This window comes from Pseudomonas sp. PP3, from assembly GCF_905336995.1.
GTDB classification, from domain to species: Bacteria; Pseudomonadota; Gammaproteobacteria; order Pseudomonadales; family Pseudomonadaceae; genus Aquipseudomonas; species Aquipseudomonas reinekei.
The window spans coordinates 1,882,953-1,901,779 of record NZ_HG995459.1; the positions used below are offsets into that span (position 1 = coordinate 1,882,953).

Sequence of the window (18,827 nt, forward strand, 5' to 3'; positions counted from 1 at the left end):
AGGTTTCCCTCCGCCACAGGTTTCCCTCATTGTGTAAAAGGATTCGTCCCATGGCCGTGTTGCCAGAACTTGAAGCTTTCCTCGAACTCGCCGAGTTCGGCCGCCTGACCGGCAAAAGTCGCGCGATGCACGAGCAGACCCCGCAACAGGCGCGGATCGACTTCGAAGCGTCCTCGACGTTTCTCGATGTGCCACTGGACAACATTGCTTGCGAGGATTTCACCATTGCCGCGCGGGACGGTCACAGCCTGGCGGCGCGGCTGTATCGCGACGGGCAGGCGGTCGACGGCCTGCAACCGGTGATGTTGTATTTCCACGGTGGCGGCTATGTGGTCGGCAGCCTCGATTCCCACGATGCGTTGTGCCGTCGTCTGGCGGCGCAAGGTGGTTTTGCCTTGTTGACCGTGGATTATCGACTGGCGCCGGAATGGCGTTTCCCGACCCCGGTGCAGGACGCGTGCGATGCCGGCAACTGGCTGGTGCGCGAAGGCGCGGCCCGTGGTCTGGACGCTTCACGGGTGGCACTGGCCGGTGACAGCGTCGGTGCGACCCTGGCCACAGTGTTGTCGTTGATGGCCGTGCGTGAACCCGAAGAACTGGTGCTCAAACCCAAGGCGCAATTGCTGGTGTACCCGGTCACCGACGCCACCACTCACCGCGCTTCCCATCGCGACTTTGCCGAAGGGTACCTGCTGGAAACCCCGACCCTGGACTGGTTCTACGCCCACTACGGCCGCACCCCGGCAGACCTGGCGGACTGGCGCTGCTCGCCGCTGCTGGCTGAAGACTTGTCCGGCATGGCCCCGGCGCTGGTGTACCTGGCCGGGCATGATCCACTGCACGACGAAGGCCTGGCCTATGCCGAACGCTTGCGCGCTGCCGGCAACGACGTGACCTTGCTCGAACAACCGGGCATGACCCATGACTTCCTGCGCATGGCGGGGTTGTTGAGTGAGGTGGAAGGGATTCATCTGGAAGTGGCGGGGTGGGTGCGTTCGCGGTTTTGAGCTGAATGAAAAAAACCGCCATGCCTTTGAAAGGGGATGGCGGTTTTTTTTGGGCTATCGTTCCGGCAAATACAGGTAACGCGAAACCCTTGGAAGCCGGCTTACTGGCGATAGTTGCGTGTCAGGCACAGCGATGTCGTCTGAACGGCCGCCATCGCCAGCAAGCCGGCTCCTACAGGGGGAAATGCGTGCGACCTGGCGACCAGGCCGGCGGGTTAGCCGCCCCCGTACATGTGTCCACCATGTGTCCGGTCCGTACAGCTCTTCAAAGTGACCCGCTGTAAGAGCGGAACCCTAGGTGGCCGTTACCGCAGCAATGGATATGTACACGCTCAAAAAATACCGAGACTCACACACCACCATCGCCAGCAAGCCGGTTCCTACAGGGGAATGCGTGCGAACGATTAAACAGGCGGCTTCTACAAGGGCGCGCGGTGGGGAACGCATCAACGAATATGCAGGTGCTTGATCGGGATATCGCGGGCAAAAAAATGCCCGCATCTCACGACACGGGCATTTTTCAGGTCAGCTCAACCGCTCAGAAATCGTACTTGGCGGTGAGTTGGAAGTTGCGCGGCTCGCCGTAGAAGGTGGTGCCGAAGTTGCCCAGGCCTGTCAGGTACTTCTTGTCGAAGACGTTGTAGGCGTTGGCGGTGAAGCTCAGGTGTTCGTCGTACTGATAGCGGGTCATCAGGTCCACGAGGGTGTAGCCACCTTGTTTGATATTGACGGTTTCGCCTTGGCCGCTGCCATTCACGCTCGGGTTGAACGTCTGACCGTAGAACGCGCTCTGCCAGCTCACACCGCCACCGACGGTGACCTGGTCAAGTGCGCCAGGCAGACGGTAGGTGGTGAACGTACGCACGACGTGTTCCGGTTTGGTGGTGGCCAACGGGAAGCCGAAGATGCGTTGCTCGTCTTTGTCACGGGAGCGGGCGTAGGTGTAGCCGGCGGACAGGTTCCAGCCTTCGGCCAGTTCACCGGCCAGTTCCAGTTCCACACCCTTGGTGGTCGCACCGTTTGTTGGTTTGTAGATGTCTTGACCGGTGTTGGTGTCGGTGGCGACGTACTGGGCGACGTTGTCCTGCTCGATGCGGAAGAAGGCCAGGCTGGCGTTCAACTTGCCTTCGAAGTAAGCGGCTTTCAGACCGGTCTCGTAGCTGTCGCCTTCCACCGGTTCCAGGGTCTTGCCGCTGGCGTCCTTGTAGATTTGCGGCTGGTAGATGCTGGTGTAGCTGGCATACACCGAGTACGTGTCGTCAAGGTCGTAAACCACGCCGGCATAAGGCGTAACAACACCGTGTTCCTTGTAGCTGGCATGGGTGTCGGCCAGGTTGGCACCTGGGTAGTAGGTGTAATCCTCGTTGTACTTGAAGGTGCTTACGCGGCCACCAAGGATGAACGACAGATCATCGGTCGGACGCAGGCGCGTAGCCAGGTAAGCACCGTTCTGGCTTTGGGTACGCTCGTATTTGCCGTTCTTCGGAAACGCCTGTTTCGCGATGTGGCCTTCCCAGTCAAAGATGTTGCCCGGCACCAGTTCGAAGGCGCTGGTGTCGTAGGTGGCACCGGTCTGACGCGAGTGCGACGTCATGAAACCTGCGACCAGTTCATGCTCACGGCCGCCGAGGGAAAACGGACCGGAGACGTTGATGTCAGCGGTGTTCTGTACGCGGTGGCCTTCCCAGCGCCCCCAGTAGAAGAACATGCCTTCGCCGGTGGCGCGATCCGGGTTACCGCCGCTGGCAGAGGCTAGTTGGGTATCGTGATCGGTGGTTTTCTGGTCAAGGGTGGCCTTGAGCTTCCAGTCGTTGGCCAGTGCTTGTTCCAGGGATGCGAAGTAGGTGGTGCTGTCGAAATCACGACGGCTCCAGTCGGAACCCGGGTTGAAACTGCGCGAGAAATCGGTACGGCCACCGTCGCTGAAGAACGGCGAGTTACCGGTCCAGGAACTGCCGCGCGGGGTGGCGCTGGACTTGTCGACACCCACGGTCAGCAGGGTGTCGTCGGTCAGGTCGGCTTCGAGGATGCCGTAATACAGGTCTTTCTTCTGGCTGTAGTGGTCGATGTACGAGTCTTTGTCCTGCAGGGCCCCGACAAAGCGGCCGCGCACGGTGCCGGAGTCGTTGAGCGGGCCGGAGATGTCGCCTTCGGTACGGTAGTTGTCCCACGAACCGACGGTGCCGCTGACCGACGCCTTGAATTCCTTGGTTGGTTTCTTGCGCACCAGGTTGACGGTGGCGGCCGGGTCGCCGGCGCCGGTCATCAGCCCGGTCGCGCCCTTGATCACTTCGATGCGGTCGAGGCTGGCGGAGTCGTCGCTGTTGTTCGGGTTTTCCCCGTAGACACCGTCGTAAGGAATGTTGACGCCGTCGTACTGAAAGTTGGTGATGGCAAAGCCACGGGTGGAAAACTCGGTACGGTCGCTGTCGTATTTTTGCATGGTGACGCCAGGCGTGTTGCGCAGGACATCACCCACGCTCTTTGAGCCTTGGTCATCCATTTGCTGGCGGGTAACCACGGTCACCGATTGCGGCGTTTCGCGAATGGTCAGCGGCAGCTTGGTGGCGGTGGTGGTGGCGCCGGTGGTGTAGGAACCGGTGTCTTCGGTGGTCAGGCCCAGGGCCTGGCCGGAGATGGTGGTCGCGCCCAGTTGCAGGCTGGAAGAGCCGCCCGACATCAGCGTCACGCTGTTGCCGTTGATCTGGAACGAAATACCGGTGCCTTTAAGCAACTCGGCCAGCGCCTCGGAAGGCTCCAGCGAACCGGAGACCGCACGGGATTTCAGGCCGGCCACCTGGTCCGGGCTGTACAGGATTTGCAGGTTGGTCTGCATGCCCAATTGGGTCAGCGCGCTGGACAGCGGCTGAACCGGGATACTGACTTTTACAGGTGCAGCATTGGCCATCGAGCTCCCCAGCAAGGTGGCGGTCAGCAGTACGCTGGTCAGCAAGGTTCTATGCAAAGTCGGGCGCTGTACGGCCAGCGCGAGAGGTGTGCGGCGTGGAAGAGATCGCATTACTTACCTGTGCTCCTGAAAAGTGTCATGCAGCATTATTGTTAATAGGAATGATTATTAAGACGAGGCGCGAATGCGAAACCGGAAAAGAAATTTCAGAACGTTGAAAAAAACGGTTGAAAGCCTGTAGGAGCAGGCTTGCTGGCGATCGCGGTGTGTCAGGCACCCTCAATGTTGCTTGGCAGATCGCTATCGTCAGCAAGTCGGCTCCTACATGGCGCGGGTTCAGGCGGGCGTCAGTTCGGTGATCACCCGACCGCTGTCCATGCGCACCAGTTGGTCGGCGACGTCGAAGTAACGGTCATCGTGGGAGATCACGATGATGGTCTTGCCCAGCCGCTTGAGGTCCGGCAGCAGCTCGGTGTAGAAAATCCGGCGGAAGGTCGGGTCCTGGTCGGCGGCCCATTCGTCGAACACCAGCACCGGGCGTTCTTCCAGCCAGGCATTGACCAGTGCCAGGCGTTTGCGCTGGCCGGTGGAAAGATCAGTGGTGGTGAAGTTGCCGTCCTTCACGCTGACCTTGTGCGCGATCTCCAGGCGTTGCAGGTATTTGTTGGCATCTTCCGGGATGTGCGTGTCGCCCTGTACCACGTCGTCGAACAGGTAGTAGTCGGCGAAAATGGTGGTGAACAGCTGGCGATAGTCGTCGCGATTCTGTGCGTCGATGGCCTCGCCGTTGACGCGGATCTGCCCCTGCTGCGGGGTGTACAGGCCCAGCAGCAACTTGATCAGCGTGGTCTTGCCGCAACCGTTTTCGCCGACGATGAAGGTGATGTCGCCCTGTTTGATCGTCAGGTTGACCGGCCCCAACTGGAACGGCGCGGCACCGTCCACCGCCGGGAAGGCATAGCGCACGTCCGCCAGTTGCAGCGCGTGCACGGCGGGTTTGACGTTGCCTTGATCGCTGAGCAGCAGGTGCGGCTCAGGGGTGGAAAACTGCTCGGACAATTCGGCGATGCGGCGAAAGGCAATCTGCGCGCGGCTGACGATTGGCAGCGTACTGATCAAGTGTTCCAGCGGGCCTTTCATGTACAGCAGCACCAGCACGAAACCGCTCATGACGGTTTTGTCGGCGCTCGGCCAGAAGGTTTGCAAGGCCAGCGCCAGGCCGATGACCACGAAGAACAGCATCGAACCGAAGGTTTTGGCGATCACGAACGTGTTGATCGAACGGACCTGGGTGTCGCAGATGAATTCGGCGGTGCCCTTGATGCCCGAGGTGAACATGCGCTGGCGGCGTGGCCGGTGAATGCGCAGTTCCTTGGCGCCTTCGGCGATTGCGTTGTAGTGCTTCTGCAACTCGTCTTCGGCCTCACGGGCGGCCATGAAACCCTGCACGCCTTTGCTTTGGGCGTAGGCCTGGATCGCCGTGCCGATCAGGATCGCCGCGACCATGATCAGGAACATCGGCCACGACAGAATCGCCAGGTAGCCCATGCACCCCAGGGTCACGGTCACGGAAATCGCCAGCGGCGCGAAGGCGAAGGCGAAGTCGCTGATGGTGTCGACGTCGTGGGTCAGCACCGGGATCAGACGATGGCTGCGATAGCGCTCGATCTGTTCGATTGGCGCCGACAGGACTTTTTCACCCAACTGTTTACGCAGCTTGGCGATGATGTGCTGGCCGACATAGTTGGTGCCGATGTCGGAGCAGATCGAACTGGCCAGCGCCAACAGACACAGGCCGGCGAACAGCGCCACCACGCCCTGGGTCAGGCCGCTGTCGGAATGCAACGCGTTGTTGATGGTCGCCAGCAACACCGTGACGCTCAGGCCGCCGACCATGCCCAGGAAGATGGACGCGGCGACGATCAGTCGAAAGGGTTTGAGCAGGGCGAACAATTCGCCGATGGCGCCGCGTGTGGGCTGGGTCATGGAAGACAGTTCCTTGGGTCGTAAGGCAGATACCCAGTAGAACGTCTGGTCGAAGGTTTAATTTAGCGGCTGCCGACTGATGGCCGGCACACCGGAAACCTGTAGGAGCCGGCTTGCTGGCGATGGCGGTGGGTCAGGCGACATATCTGTTGAATGACCTACCGAGATCGCCAGCAAGCTGGCTCCTACAAGGGGATTGCGTGTGGGGGTTAGAGTTCGCGCACTACACGAAAGCCCATCCAGTCCCCACGTTCTTGCGGGTACTGGCTGTTGCGGTTGCCCGAGCGGGAGAACACCGGTGCTTCACCCCAGTCGTTGCCCCGGATGCGCACCGCTTCGCAGTTCGGTTCCAGCCAGGCGCTGCCGTCGGTGGGGGCGCCGACGTAGTTCGGGTGTTCGCAATCTTCGACCCATTCGTAAACGTTGCCGTGCATGTCGTACATGCCAAAGGCATTGGGCGGGTAGCTGCCCACCGGCGAGGAGTAGCTGTAGCCGTCCGCCGGGCCGTAGGTGTTGGCGTGCCTGGCGATGCTGTATTCCTTGCCTTCATCGAACGGGAAGGGGAACGGCCCCTTGGTGCCGCCACGTGCGGCGTATTCGCGCTGGGCCTCGCTGACCATGCTGTACTTCTGCCCGGTTTTCTTCGACAGCCAGGCGACGTAGTTTTTGACGTCATCGAAGTTCATGCACACCGCTGGCTGGCGCGGGCTCTGTGGATAACGCGGCTTGCTGGCGACGCACCCGCGACCGGGGCGGGTATCGCCATTGGCGATGGTCACGCCGCTTTCCTTCACGTAGCTGTCCCACTCGCCGGCGGTGATCTGGAAACGACTCATGGCGAAGGGCTTGGCGAAGGTCACATCATGCATCGGCCCTTCATCAGGCTCGCGGCCGACTTCGTCATCGGGCGTGCCCATGGTGAAGGTGCCGGCGGGCAGTACGACCATTTCAGGGCAGTCGCGGCAGTCTTTGAATACTTTGCCGGTTTGCGGAGGAGTGGCGGCATGGGCAGCAGCCGGAAGCAGCATGAGGGCGGACAGGGCAAGGGCCTTGAGCGGCGCGTGCGGGAAGTTATGAGTCATGAGTCCTCTCAATCAAGAAAAACGTAATTGCGGCCAAACGGCTGCTTGTGGCCAGGCAGGTGTCTGTGGCGAGGGAGCTTGCTCCCGCTGGGCTGCGAAGCGGCCCCAAAACTTGCGCGCACCGTGGTGCCTGACACATCGGGTGTAATGGTTTTGCGACTGCTGCGCAGTCGAGCGGGAGCAAGCTCCCTCGCCACGTAAAAGCGCCATGGCCACAGGCGGGAGTGCCACGGTTTCATACGGTTTTGTTCAGCAGCGCCATGAAGCGGTCGATTTCGTGTTCGCTGTTGAGCAGGCCGGGGGCGATGCGGATCACCGGGCCGACATCGCGGTCGACCGAGTCGCAGACCACGCGGTTCTGCATCAGCCCTGCGGCGACTTTTTCGCAGTCCATGTCCTTGATCCGGAAGAACGTGAAACCGGCCGACAGCTGCGGACTGTGCGGGGTGACCAGTTCGATTCGTGGCTGTTCCAGCAGGCGATCCTTGGCAGAGGTGTTGAGTTCATGAATGCGCGCCTGAACGTCGGCCTTGCCCAGTTCCAGGTGCAGCTTGAACGCTTCGTCCACCGCCCAGCGATGTTCGAAACTGTGATAACCGCCGGGGGTCATGAGGGTGGCGAAATCGGTGGCTTCGCTGAAGGTCGGAATGATCGGCGTGACGTCCCTGACCTCGGCCGAACGTGCGCAGATGATCCCGGTGCCACGGGGACCGAACATCCATTTGTGGGTGCCGGCGATGAAGAAATCGCAATGCATCTCGGGGAAGTCCATGTTCTCGACGCCAAAGCCGTGCACGCCGTCGACCACATACAGGATGCGATCCTTCTCGTCGCGCTGACGGTTCAGCGCTTCGACCACTTTGCCGATTTCACCGATCGGCAGTTTCACGCCACTGCCCGATTGCACCCAGGTCATACCCAGTACTCGGGTTTCCGGGCGAATGCCCTTGGTGATCGAGTCGAGTACTTCATCCACGGAAAGGTCGCGGCTGTTTTCGAACAACTTGAGTTTGCGCACCTTCGTGCCCTGGCGTTGCTGCCGGAATTCCAGGGTGTAGTGGGTGGAGTAGTGTTCGTGCTCGCTGACCAGGATTTCCTGCTCCGGGCGCACATGAATGCCGCCGTAGATCATCGCCAGGCCTTCGGTGGTGCTGCCGGTCAGCGCGATCTGCTCAGGCTTGGCGTTGAGATAACGCCCGGCCCAGACCCGCACGTTGTGCTCGCGTTTCTCCGTTTCCTGCAGGTCCCAATCCATGGCGCGGCCGGGGTTGCGGTCGATGTTGGCGCGGTGCATGTCGATCGCGTTGCGCACCGGTGTCGGGTGCGAGGTCACCAGGAAGTTAGCGAAGTGCAGGTAGTCCGGGTCCTGATTGAACAGCTGGCGCAGTTGCGCCCATTTGCCCTTGGGCGACGGATGAAGATTGCCGGCCAGCGCCGGTAGATTCACGCCGGCAGCCAGCGGAAGGCCGGCGGCGAGAATGCCGGCCTGCTTGAGGAATGAACGACGGTTGGTCATGGTTTCGACTTCGCTTGGCAAAAGTGGCATCAGTTTCTGGCGACCGGTCTGGACGATTTCTCGACCTGGTCCCAGACCCGCAGGAAGTTGCCACCCCAGAGCTTGGCGATGTCGGCCTCGCTGTAGCCGCGGCTGATGAGCTCGGCGGTGACGTTGCGTGCTTCGCTGACATCCTTCCAGCCATCGATGCCACCGCCATCGTTGAAGTCGGAGCTGATGCCGACGTGATCGATACCGATTTTCTTTACCGCATAGTCAATCGCGTCGCCGTAATCCTTGAGGGTGGCCTTGGGTTCTTCGTCGACGATGGCGTAGAGCTGGCTGGCGTATTCGCCGAAGCGTTGCTCGGACCAGACGGTGATGATCGGGTCACCGGGCATCAGCGCCATCTCAAGACCTTGCAACGGTTGCAGATCGAAACGCGCACGCAGGGCGTTGAGTTTGTCCTGGGTGGCCTGGCTCAGGGGACGGATGTAGGTCGGGAAACCGACAATCTGCACCACACCGCCACTGTCCTTGATCAGCTGCATTTCGTGGTCGCTGAGGTTGCGCGGAATATCCACCAGCCCGCGCGGCGCCGAATGCGAGGCGACCATCGGCGTGCGGCTCAAGCGTGCGACTTGCTCCAGGGCCTTGGTCGACATCTGCGACACATCGATGATCACCCCCAAATCATTGAGGCGGTGCACGGCTTGTTTGCCGATGTCCGAGAGCCCGCCGAGGGCGTCCCGCGAATCGTTGAAGAACGGCAGTGGCCGCGACGAATCGGCCCAGGCGTTGTTGCCCACATAACTGAAGCCGAACATGCGCATGCCCCGCGCGGCCCATTTGTCCAGGGCGTTGAGGTCGTTGCCCAGGGGATAGGCGTTGAGCATGCTCATGAAAATCGCGAACTTGCCTTCGCCATGCAGGCGGCGGAAATCGTCGGGGGTGTAGGCGATGGCCACCTGATTGGGGAAGTCACGCACCAGCGTGGTGATGATCTTGTAGCGGGTTTCCTGCTCGAAGCGCGCTTCTTCGATGAAACCGGCGGTGGGGCGGTGCGGCGCATTGGGGCCGTTCCAGATTTCCGGCCAGCCGAAGATGGTCAGCGCCGCACCCGACAGGCGCCCGCGAGCGGTTTTGACCAGGTCGAACTGGCCGCTGCCGTCCTTGTCGGCTTCGTTGCCGGCGGTGCCGAAGTCCATCGGCACGGTAATGTGGCTGTCGAACGAGAGAAGGCGTTCATGCAGTTCATCAGCCTGTTTCATCACCTTGACCGGGTAACCGGGGTTGTCCTTGAACCAGTAATCCCAGGCCGCGAAGCTGGCACCTGCGCTGATGGCCAGGGCCAATGGCAGGCCGATGTAAAGAGCCTTTTTCGAACGTGGTTTTGTCATTGCCGTCTCAGTCGGGTTCGCCGCGGGGGGCTTTGCTATCTGGGAGGAACGAGTAGGCGACCAGAGAATTTAGTCGTTTGTACCGGCCTCATCGCTGCGATGCGGCGACCCGGCAAGCCAGCTCCCACAGGTATCGAGTTGGGACAGGATTATGTGAACACCACCGTCCACGGTGGGAGCTGGCTTGCCAGCGATGCTTTTAAATTTTGCAGGGCAACAATCGTTCTAGCTTGGATAAAGCCTGCTTCATGGCTGACACAGGTAGGGCAATGACGATTTCTCGACGAGGGTTCATGGCGGGTCTGGCGCTGACCAGCGCTGCCGTGCCTGCGGCTTTTTATGGGCATCGCGAATGGACCAAACCGGACCCGACGATCACGCCGGGTGAGGCTTCATTCGATGTGGCGGATGTCGCCGGCCAGCGCTTGGCGGATACGCTGCGCGGTGTCTGGCAGATTCGTTTCGAGGGCCGTGACGCCGGGCTTGAAGGCTTGCCGCGGGACGGGCTGGAAGTGTTTCTCGACATCGGTCACAAAGGTCGTGGGCTGATCGGTTTTCTCGACACGGCCGAACGTTTGCGTTCCAGCGAACAACCTCGCTACCGGGTGCTCGGCGATCTGGCCGGGGTTAAACCGGCGCAGTTGAGCTGGCGTCTGGTCAGTGCCAATGGGAGCTGTGATTACGAATTCAGCATGGCGCTGGACGAAGTCTGGGCAGGGTTCGGCAATGCCGGCAGCGGTTCTCTCAGCGGTCGCGTGCTGGATCTGGATCGGCCCTTGATGCTGACGGCGCAGGACAACCGTTTTGTCGCCGTGAAAAAAGTCTTCCCCGAAGCCCGCGAGCGCACCGGTCTGCATCCACCGCTGTTGGCGTGGCTGACGTCTCAGGAACATCGCCTGTTTCACCAGCTCTGGCATGCGTCACGGGACAAGTGGCACAGCTTGCCCGAAGACAAACGCAATGCCTTGCGCGGTATCGGCTGGCAGCCTGGCCCCCGGGACCAGGAGCGTGATGCTCGTGGCAAACGCAAGGATCGCAATGGCTCGGGCGTGGATTTTTTCTTCATGCACAGGCACATGCTCGGCACCGCACGCTCACTGCAGGATTTGCCGTCGTGGACGCATTTCCCGCTGCCGCAACCTGAACTGGCCCGGGACCGCATCGGCTTCGCCAACTACTTCGACAACCATGACGGCACCGCGCTGCCGCCGACCTGGCTGGCCGAGGACGATGACGAGTACTCGCAATGGGTTAGCGACATCAAGACCGCCGAGACCTACCACAGCAATTTCCAGGTTTGGGAATCGCAGTATCGCGATCCGCGTTATTTGTCGAAGCTGACACTGGGGCAGTTTGGCTCCGAGGTGGAGTTGGGGTTGCACGACTGGCTGCACATGCGCTGGGCCTCGGTGCCGCGTGATCCGTCCAATGGCCAGCCGGTGCCGTTCGCCCGGGATCCGGCGGATTTTTCCGCGCGTTGGTATGCGCCGGAAAACGACTTTCTGGGTGATCCGTTTTCGTCCCATGTGAACCCGGTGTTCTGGCACTTTCATGGCTGGATCGATGATCGTCTGGAAGACTGGTTCCGCGCCCATGAGCGTTTTCATCCGGGGGAGGTCAGTCGGCTTGAGGTCAATGGCGTGCCGTGGTTTGCACCGGGGCGCTGGGTCGAGATCGACGACCCGTGGCTCGGCCCGAGCACCCACGGTTGCAGCACCACGCCGGGGTTGCAGGTCGGCAAGTCGGTGGAAATGGACCCGGAAACCATGAAGCTGGCGCTGAGGATTACCTTTGGCGAGGATGAAAAGAAACTCGCCGACCTGTTCCGCAAGGTGCCGCAACGGCCGTGGTATGCGCGGCATTTGAAGGCCAGGCAAAGTCAGGCCTGAGCAGCGCGTTATCGTTCGATCGCCGGCAAGCCAGCTCCCACAGGTTATGCGTCGTGCACAAGTCGTCCGGCAAACACAAAAAACGTGGGAATTGGCAAGCCAGCTCCCACAGGTTATGCGTCGTGCACAAATCCTGCGGCAAACTTGAACCCCTGTAGGAGCTGGCTTGCCAGCGATGGCGACCGTACAAGCACCGCAACTACAACACCTGCCACCCACCCCCAAGCGCCTTGTACAACGCAATGCTCGCCTGCATCCGCGATAACCGCAGCTGCACATTCAGGTCTTGCGCTGCATACAGCGTGCGTTGGGTCTCCAGCACCGTCAGCAAATCCTCTGCACCCGCCTCATAGCGACTCTGCGCAATGTTGAACGCGGTTTGCGCCTGGTTCAGTTCTTCGCTTTGCCACTCTCGCTGTTCGTCCAGCCCGCGAATGCTGTTAAGCGCTTTTTCCACGTCGGCGAAACCGTTGATGATCGCGCCACGATAGGTTTCCAGCAGTTCTTCCTGACGGGCCGTGGCCTTGTCGCGCTCGGCGCCCAGGCGTCCGTTGTTGAATACCGGCGCGAGCAACCCGGCCGTGAGGTTGTAGAAGGGGCTGCGCAGAATGTCGCCCGCACGGTCGGCGCCGGAACCGATTTCCGCGCTCAGGGTGACGGTCGGCAACATGGCGGCGCGGGCGACGGTGACGTCGGCCTGGGCCGCGGCCAATTGCGCTTCGGCGCGAGCGATGTCCGGGCGGCGGCTGAGCAATTGGCTGGGCACGCCGGCATCGATGGCCGGCCAGGACAACTGATCAAAGCGTTCCTGACCGAGTGCCAATTCCTGCACCGGGCGACCGAGCAGGGTGGCGAGGCTGATCTGCGCGTCCCTGGCTTGTTGCTGCACCCGTGGCAATTGCCGTTGCTGCGCCGCCACCAGGCTTTTCTGCTGCGCCAGTTCCAGTGCCGTCGCCGAGCCCGCGTCAAAACGGGTCTGCACCAGCTTCAACACATTCTGCGCGTTGGCCAGATTCAGTTCGGCAATGCGGCTTTGCTCTTGCAGTGACAATGTTTGTACATAGCCGCTGGCCACACCACTCAACAGCGTCAGCTCTACCGTGGCCTGATCAAACTCGCTGGCGCGCAGGGCAAATTGCGCACTGTCGCGAGAGGCGCGCTGGCCACCCCAGAAATCAATTTCGTAGCTGGCTGTGAGGTTGGCGTCAAAGTAGTCCACAGCCTTATTGCTGCTGTCGGCATCCAGTTGGCTGTAACCGTCGCCGCGCAGCAGCTTCTGCCGGTTGGCGTTGAGCCCGGCCTTGACCTCCGGCAACTGCGAACCCCCGGCGACCACGGTTTCAGCCTGTGCCTGGCGCACCCGAGCGATGGCGGCGGCCAGGTCGTAGCTGCCGCCGCGGGCCTGTTCGATCAGGCGTCCCAGTTGCGGGCTGCCGAAGCGGTTCCACCATTGCTGGTTGTCGCGGGTGGCGCCGGCGGTGTGCGGCGATTGCCAGGCGGCGGGCGCCGTAATGCCGCTGTCCGGGCGCTGGGCAGGGCTGGCGCAGGCGCTGAGCAACAGGCACATGGTCAACAGGCTGAGTGGCGGCTTCATCAATCGATTATTCACTGGTAAGGGCCGTGACCGGGTCGAGTCGGGCAGCTTTGCGGGCCGGCATGAAGCCGAAGACAACACCGGTGACCAGGGCGCAGCCGAAGGCGCCCAGCACCGCTATCAGGGAGAACGCCACGGCGACTTCGCTGAGGATCAGTACGCCGCCGACGATCAGCGCCAGGGCGATGCCGGCAAGACCGCCGACCACCGAGAGCATCACCGCTTCGGTGAGGAACTGACGCAGGATGTCCCGTTGCCGGGCGCCGGTGGCCATGCGAATGCCGATCTCGCGGGTGCGCTCGCGCACGGTCATGAGCATGATGTTCATCACACCGATGCCGCCCACCAGCAACGAAATCGCCGCGATCGAGCCGAGCATCAGCGACAGGGTATTTTGCGTGCGCGCTTCGGCCTGGATCATCGCCGCGTTGTTGGTCAGCTCGAAATCCTTCTTGCCGTTGTGCAGGCGCAGCATCAGCTGCTCGATGGCGTGCTCCGTCTCCTTGACCTTGCGCGCATCGGCGGCGGCAATGGCGATGTATTCCGGGTTGTACGTGCCGAACAAGCGCACGCTGGCGGCGGAGTAGGGGATGGCGATGCGGTCGTCGCTGTCGGAGTCGCCCGAGCTGGCGCCTTTTTCCGCCAGCACGCCGACCACCTGGAACGGCACGTTCTCGATCAGGATGTACTGGCCGATGGGGTTGGCCACGTCCTTGAGCAGTTTGGTGCGCACCTTATGACCGATCACCGCCACCGCTGCGGCATTCTGTTCATCGGCCTCGGTGAAGTAGCTGCCTTCGACCACCGGCCAGTTGAAGATCGCCGGGAAGTTGGTGTCGTTGCCGCCGACGTAGCTCAAGTGGTCGAGGTTGCCGAAGCGCACCCCGGCCTCCTGACCGTTGACCGGCATGATGCGCATCACTTGCGGCAGGCTCGCCACGGCTTTGACTTCGTCGAGGGTGACGATGCCCAGCGGTGTTCGCGGGTTGGGCGACGAGCCGCTGAGGTAAATGATGTTGGAACCGAATGCGCCCATCTGCGCCATGACCTGGCGCTTGCTGCCTTCGCCAACGGCCAGCATCACCACCACCGAAGCGACGCCGATGATGATCCCGAGCAGGGTCAGCGCGGTGCGGAATTTGTTGATCCACATCACCCGCCAGGCCGCTTGCACGGCATCCACCAGTTCGCCTTTCCAGGCGCCTGTTGCTTCGGCGCCTTCACTCAGGCGTTTGCGTAGATCCACGGCTTGAAGAGCGCCGGGGGTGGCCGGGTTTTGCACGGCGGGATTGTCTTGGGCGCTGTCGCTGATGATCAGGCCGTCGCGAATTTCGATGATGCGCTTGGCCCGGGCCGCCACTTCGCGGTCGTGGGTGATCAGGATGACCACGTGGCCTTGGCTCGCCAGTTCGTCGAGCAGCGCCATGACTTCCTTGCCGCTGTGGCTGTCGAGGGCGCCGGTGGGTTCGTCGGCGAGGATGATATGGCCGCCGTTCATCAAGGCGCGGGCAATTGATACCCGTTGCTGTTGCCCACCGGACAGTTGGTGCGGACGGTTGCCGGTGCGCGTGGCCAGGCCGAGACGGTCGAGCAGGGCGGCGGCGCGGGCGTGGCGCTCGGCGGCTGGCAAGCCTGCGTAGATTGCCGGCATCTCGACGTTTTCCTGGGCCGAGCCGGAGGGAATCAGGTGGTAACCCTGGAACACGAAACCGAAGGCTTCGCGGCGCAACCAGGCGAGTTCGTCACTGTCGAGTGCCGCGACGTTTTCCCCGGCGAAGCGGTACTCGCCCGAGGTCGGGCGGTCGAGGCAGCCGAGGATATTCATCAGCGTCGACTTGCCGGAGCCGGAAGCACCGACAATCGCCACGAATTCCCCGGCATGGATCGACAGGTCGATGCCGCGCAATACGTGAACTTCAGGCGCGTCGCCGCCGCCGTAGGCCTTGCGGATGTCCTGCAGTTCGATCAGGGGCGTTTGCATTCAACCGCCACTCCCGTCGGCCGGGCCGATCAACAGGTGATCGCCTTCCTGCAGGCCGTCAAGGATCTGCACCCGCAGCCGATCGCTGATGCCGGTGCGAACGCTGCGCTGTTCGATGCTGCCGTTCCTGGCCACCACTTGCGCGGTCTGGCGATCGGCCTGTGCGCCGGCTTGCAGCGCGGCGATCGGCGCGGTGAGTACGTTTTGCGCCTGATCAGCGACGAAAAATACCTGGGTGGTCATTTCCGCCATCAACGCGTTGTCGGCGTTATCGACGTCGAGCAGCACGGTGTACAGCACTACGCGCGCGCTGCCGCTTTTGCTCGAACTGGCGGGGCTGCCACCGCCCTGACTGGTTTGATCCAGGGGCTTTGGCGGCACCGGCAAAATCTGCCGCACGGTGCTTTTCCAGCGTCGGGTGCCACCGCTGAGGGTGGTGAACCAGGCCGTCATGCCGGGTTTGACATGGCCGATATCGGCCTCCGAGACTTCGGCCCAGACGGTCATCGGCGACAGTTTGGCGATGCGCAGAATCAACGGGGTTTGCTGCTGGGCGTTGAGGGTCTGGCCTTCGCGGGCGTCGAGCGCGACCACGGTGCCGGACATCGGCGCATAGATCCGCGTGTAACCGAGTTCGGCCTGATCGCTGCGCAGGCTGGCCTGGGCCTGGCGGATCTGCGCCTGGAACATGTCGATACGCGCCTGGGTGGCGCGCCGTTCGGCCTGGGCAGTCTGCACATCTTCTTCGCGGGTGGCACCGCCGGCCTTGAGGTTCTGCTGGCGCTGGAATTTCTGCCGGGCGAGCTCGTGCAGCGCCCGTTGCTCTTCAAGCTGCGCCTTGAGATTTTCGATGGCGAACCGTCCCGCGTCGAGTTTGGCCTGTTGTGTGGACGGATCGATTTCCACCAGCAACTGGCCTTCCTTGACCACGTCACCGACTTCCACATGGATCTTGTGGATTTGCCCCGATGCCTGGGCGCCGACGTCGACATAACGCCGAGGTTGCAGGGTGCCCAACGCGGTGACACTGCTTTCGATGTCGGCGCGGGTGACTTGCACGGTGGCGAACTGATCGCGCCCGGGCGGAATGATCTGCCAGGCCGCGACGGCGATAACGGGGATCAGGCAGAGTGCGACAAGCAGGGCGCGTCGGGTGTGACGGGGACGTTTCATGCAGGGTTCCGGCCAAAGGATTTCGGCCCGTCATTTAGCGCGGGTGGTTCGGGCAGTGACGGGTAGCTGTCCTGTAAACGATGAGAGAACCGGGGAATTTAGTCCCCGATATATGGCGTAACACATGTAACTCATGAACGATCAAGTGACTCAAATGTGCCTATTTGTCGGGCAAGACAAAGCAATACTTTAAATCTATATGAGAATTACTATAAATTACGCAGCTCAAATTGCCACTATCGTGCCATTGCCTGTTTTTCCGGTCGATGAGGTGGCTCAAGACCGCCCCGTGCCGGAGTCATGTTGGAAAACTACTATCGAGAGCTGGTGTGTTTCCTGAACGCCAAGCTCGGTAACCGTCAGGTTGCCGAAGATGTGGTGCATGACGCTTATCTGCGGGTCCTGGAACGCTCCAGCGACACGCCGATCGAGCAGCCACGGGCATTCCTTTATCGGACTGCGCTGAACCTGGTGATCGACGACCATCGGCGCAATGCCCTGCGCCAGGTCGAATCGCTGGATGTGCTCGACAACGAAGAGCGTTATTTCACCCCGTCGCCCCTCAGCAGCCTCGATCATGGCCAGCGCCTGGACATGCTCCAGCGCGCGTTGGCGGAGTTGCCAGCGCTGTGCCGCCAGAGCTTTCTGCTACGCAAGATCGAAGGTTTGTCGCATCCGGAGATCGCCGATCAGCTGGGCATTTCCAAGGCCTTGGTCGAGAAACACATCGTCAATGCGATGAAGCATTGCCGGGTGCGCATGCTGCAATGGGATGCGCATTGATCTGCGTCCTTTGACGCCTTCTTGTTAAATTTTATTTCACTGTCCTCGTTCCTAATCAACAGACGACCGACTGTCCTGCTCCAGGCCGGTCAGGTCACTTAGGCTCTCCTTGCCCCACCGCCCCGGGGTTCATCCAGAGGACACTGGAAATGACACAGGCAATTGCATCGCCCATCGTTCACGACCTGATTGGCGTCGGTTTCGGCCCTTCGAACCTGGCGCTGGCCATCGCTCTGCAAGAGCGCGGGCCGATCCAGGGCGAGCTGGATGTGCTGTTTCTCGACAAGCAGGCCAACTACAGCTGGCACGGCAACACGCTGTCGACCCAGAGCGAGTTGCAGATTTCCTTCCTCAAAGACCTGGTGACCCTGCGCAACCCGACCAGCCCGTATTCGTTCGTCAATTACCTCAAGGCCCACGGGCGTCTGGTGGATTTCATCAACCTGGGCACCTTCTATCCGTGCCGCATGGAGTACAACGACTACCTGCGCTGGGTCGCCGCTCAGTTCGAAAGCCAGAGCCGCTACGGCGAAGAAGTGCTGACCATCGAGCCGGTGCTGCACAACCAGCAGGTCGAAGCGCTGCGGGTGATTTCCCGTGATTCGACCGGGCATCAGCACGTGCGCACCGCGCGTTCGGTGGTGGTCAGCGCCGGCGGTACGCCGCGTATTCCCGAAGCGTTCAAGGCACTCAAAGATGACGGCCGTGTGTTCCACCATTCGCAGTACCTGGCGCAGATGGCCAGGCAGCCGTGCGTGAACAATCAGCCAATGAGCATCGCGATCATCGGCGGCGGGCAGAGTGCGGCGGAAGCGTTCATCGACCTCAACGACAGCTTCCCTTCAGTGCAGGTCGACATGATCCTGCGCGGCTCGGCGCTGAAACCGGCGGACGACAGCCCGTTCGTCAACGAAGTGTTCTCGCCGGAATTCACCGATCTGGTGTTCCAGCAGGAGAGCAGCGAGCGTGAGCGCCTGGTCAACGAGTACCACAACACCAACTACTCGGTGGTCGACATCGATCTGATCGAACGCATCTACGGGATCTTCTACCGGCAGAAAGTCTCGGGTATTGCCCGACACGCGTTCCGCACCCTGACCACGATCGAAAAAGCCACCGCCACCGAGCGCGGCATCGAACTGGCAGTGCGCAACAACGCTACCGGCGAAGTTACGGTTCGCCACTACGACGCGGTGGTGCTGGCCACCGGTTACGAGCGGCAGATGCACCGTAAATTGCTGGCGCCGCTGGAAGAGTACCTGGGTGATTTCGAGGTGGATCGCAACTACAAGCTGATCACCGACGAGCGCTGCACGGCCGGCATTTACATGCAGGGCTTCTGCCAGGCCAGCCATGGCTTGAGCGATACGCTGCTGTCGATCTTGCCGATCCGCGCCGATGAAATTGCCGGGTCGCTGTATGACCACAGTAAGCATCGCGGGCATAGTCGTTCGGTGGTGGATTTGTTGTTGGCCACTGCCAGCTGAGGCCTGGGACGGCTTTGAGGCCGCCCTCGCCAGGTCAGCTCC

General features: G+C 61.5%; 12 protein-coding genes. 4 read left to right on the forward strand and 8 right to left on the reverse strand.

Translation table 11 applies throughout. The features are described 5' to 3' along the window. Positions 1-50: 50 nt before the first annotated feature. Positions 51-1,007, forward strand: coding sequence for an alpha/beta hydrolase (locus tag KHO07_RS08710; RefSeq protein WP_212626928.1), 957 nt, complete (start codon positions 51-53; stop codon positions 1,005-1,007). Between the two features lie 538 nt (positions 1,008-1,545). Here the strand turns inward: KHO07_RS08710 and KHO07_RS08715 are convergent. From KHO07_RS08715 to pvdM, 5 genes are all read right to left on the reverse strand, one after another. Then, a complete protein-coding gene (locus tag KHO07_RS08715; protein WP_212626929.1) occupies positions 1,546-4,026 on the reverse strand; it encodes a TonB-dependent siderophore receptor in 2,481 nt (826 codons plus the stop codon). A 225-nt stretch (positions 4,027-4,251) separates the two neighbouring features. Further along, a complete protein-coding gene (locus KHO07_RS08720; RefSeq protein WP_212626930.1) occupies positions 4,252-5,901 on the reverse strand; it encodes a cyclic peptide export ABC transporter in 1,650 nt (549 codons plus the stop codon). A 209-nt stretch (positions 5,902-6,110) separates the two neighbouring features. Further along, the gene (locus KHO07_RS08725; protein ID WP_212626931.1) at positions 6,111-6,983 is read right to left on the reverse strand and encodes a formylglycine-generating enzyme family protein; all 873 of its coding nucleotides are present in this window, start codon (positions 6,981-6,983) and stop codon (positions 6,111-6,113) included. Positions 6,984-7,218: 235 nt separating this feature from the next. Then, positions 7,219-8,499 carry an aminotransferase class V-fold PLP-dependent enzyme gene (locus KHO07_RS08730; RefSeq protein ID WP_212627599.1) on the reverse strand — a complete coding sequence of 427 codons (1,281 nt, stop codon included), beginning with the start codon at positions 8,497-8,499 and terminating at the stop codon, positions 7,219-7,221. 29 nt (positions 8,500-8,528) lie between these two features. Further along, positions 8,529-9,878, reverse strand: a complete 1,350-nt coding sequence (gene pvdM, locus KHO07_RS08735) for a pyoverdine-tailoring dipeptidase-like protein PvdM (RefSeq protein ID WP_212626932.1) — start codon at positions 9,876-9,878, stop codon at positions 8,529-8,531. A 269-nt stretch (positions 9,879-10,147) separates the two neighbouring features. Here pvdM and KHO07_RS08740 point away from each other — a divergent pair, with 269 nt between their 5' ends. Further along, positions 10,148-11,767, forward strand: a complete 1,620-nt coding sequence (locus KHO07_RS08740) for a PvdJ/PvdD/PvdP-like protein (RefSeq protein WP_212626933.1) — start codon at positions 10,148-10,150, stop codon at positions 11,765-11,767. Positions 11,768-11,966: 199 nt separating this feature from the next. Here KHO07_RS08740 and KHO07_RS08745 read toward each other — a convergent pair whose 3' ends face one another. The 3 genes from KHO07_RS08745 to KHO07_RS08755 are packed head-to-tail and all read right to left on the reverse strand — an operon-like array spanning position 11,967 to position 16,515. Further along, entirely contained in the window at positions 11,967-13,361 is a 1,395-nt protein-coding gene (locus KHO07_RS08745) for an efflux transporter outer membrane subunit (RefSeq protein ID WP_212626934.1), read from the reverse strand. Between the two features lie 7 nt (positions 13,362-13,368). Further along, positions 13,369-15,342, reverse strand: a complete 1,974-nt coding sequence (locus KHO07_RS08750) for a MacB family efflux pump subunit (protein WP_212626935.1) — start codon at positions 15,340-15,342, stop codon at positions 13,369-13,371. Next, positions 15,343-16,515 (reverse strand): efflux RND transporter periplasmic adaptor subunit, encoded by a 1,173-nt coding sequence (locus tag KHO07_RS08755; protein ID WP_212626936.1) that lies wholly within the window; start codon positions 16,513-16,515, stop codon positions 15,343-15,345. It abuts the gene before it with no gap. A 300-nt stretch (positions 16,516-16,815) separates the two neighbouring features. On the opposite strand from KHO07_RS08755, the gene KHO07_RS08760 reads away from it, so the two are divergent. Together KHO07_RS08760 and KHO07_RS08765 are read left to right on the forward strand one after the other, a co-directional pair. Next, positions 16,816-17,298 (forward strand): sigma-70 family RNA polymerase sigma factor, encoded by a 483-nt coding sequence (locus KHO07_RS08760; protein ID WP_150735373.1) that lies wholly within the window; start codon positions 16,816-16,818, stop codon positions 17,296-17,298. A 149-nt stretch (positions 17,299-17,447) separates the two neighbouring features. Next, positions 17,448-18,785 (forward strand): SidA/IucD/PvdA family monooxygenase, encoded by a 1,338-nt coding sequence (locus tag KHO07_RS08765; protein WP_150735374.1) that lies wholly within the window; start codon positions 17,448-17,450, stop codon positions 18,783-18,785. The last annotated feature ends 42 nt before the right edge of the window (positions 18,786-18,827 follow it).

Coding starts and splice junctions, on each gene's coding strand:
- KHO07_RS08710 (WP_212626928.1), top strand. CDS start 51: ATGGCCGTGTTGCCAGAACTTGAAGCTTTCCTCGAACTCGCCGAGTTC.
- KHO07_RS08715 (WP_212626929.1), bottom strand. CDS start 4,026: ATGCGATCTCTTCCACGCCGCACACCTCTCGCGCTGGCCGTACAGCGC.
- KHO07_RS08720 (WP_212626930.1), bottom strand. CDS start 5,901: ATGACCCAGCCCACACGCGGCGCCATCGGCGAATTGTTCGCCCTGCTC.
- KHO07_RS08725 (WP_212626931.1), bottom strand. CDS start 6,983: ATGACTCATAACTTCCCGCACGCGCCGCTCAAGGCCCTTGCCCTGTCC.
- KHO07_RS08730 (WP_212627599.1), bottom strand. CDS start 8,499: ATGACCAACCGTCGTTCATTCCTCAAGCAGGCCGGCATTCTCGCCGCC.
- pvdM (WP_212626932.1), bottom strand. CDS start 9,878: ATGACAAAACCACGTTCGAAAAAGGCTCTTTACATCGGCCTGCCATTG.
- KHO07_RS08740 (WP_212626933.1), top strand. CDS start 10,148: ATGACGATTTCTCGACGAGGGTTCATGGCGGGTCTGGCGCTGACCAGC.
- KHO07_RS08745 (WP_212626934.1), bottom strand. CDS start 13,361: ATGAAGCCGCCACTCAGCCTGTTGACCATGTGCCTGTTGCTCAGCGCC.
- KHO07_RS08750 (WP_212626935.1), bottom strand. CDS start 15,342: ATGCAAACGCCCCTGATCGAACTGCAGGACATCCGCAAGGCCTACGGC.
- KHO07_RS08755 (WP_212626936.1), bottom strand. CDS start 16,515: ATGAAACGTCCCCGTCACACCCGACGCGCCCTGCTTGTCGCACTCTGC.
- KHO07_RS08760 (WP_150735373.1), top strand. CDS start 16,816: ATGTTGGAAAACTACTATCGAGAGCTGGTGTGTTTCCTGAACGCCAAG.
- KHO07_RS08765 (WP_150735374.1), top strand. CDS start 17,448: ATGACACAGGCAATTGCATCGCCCATCGTTCACGACCTGATTGGCGTC.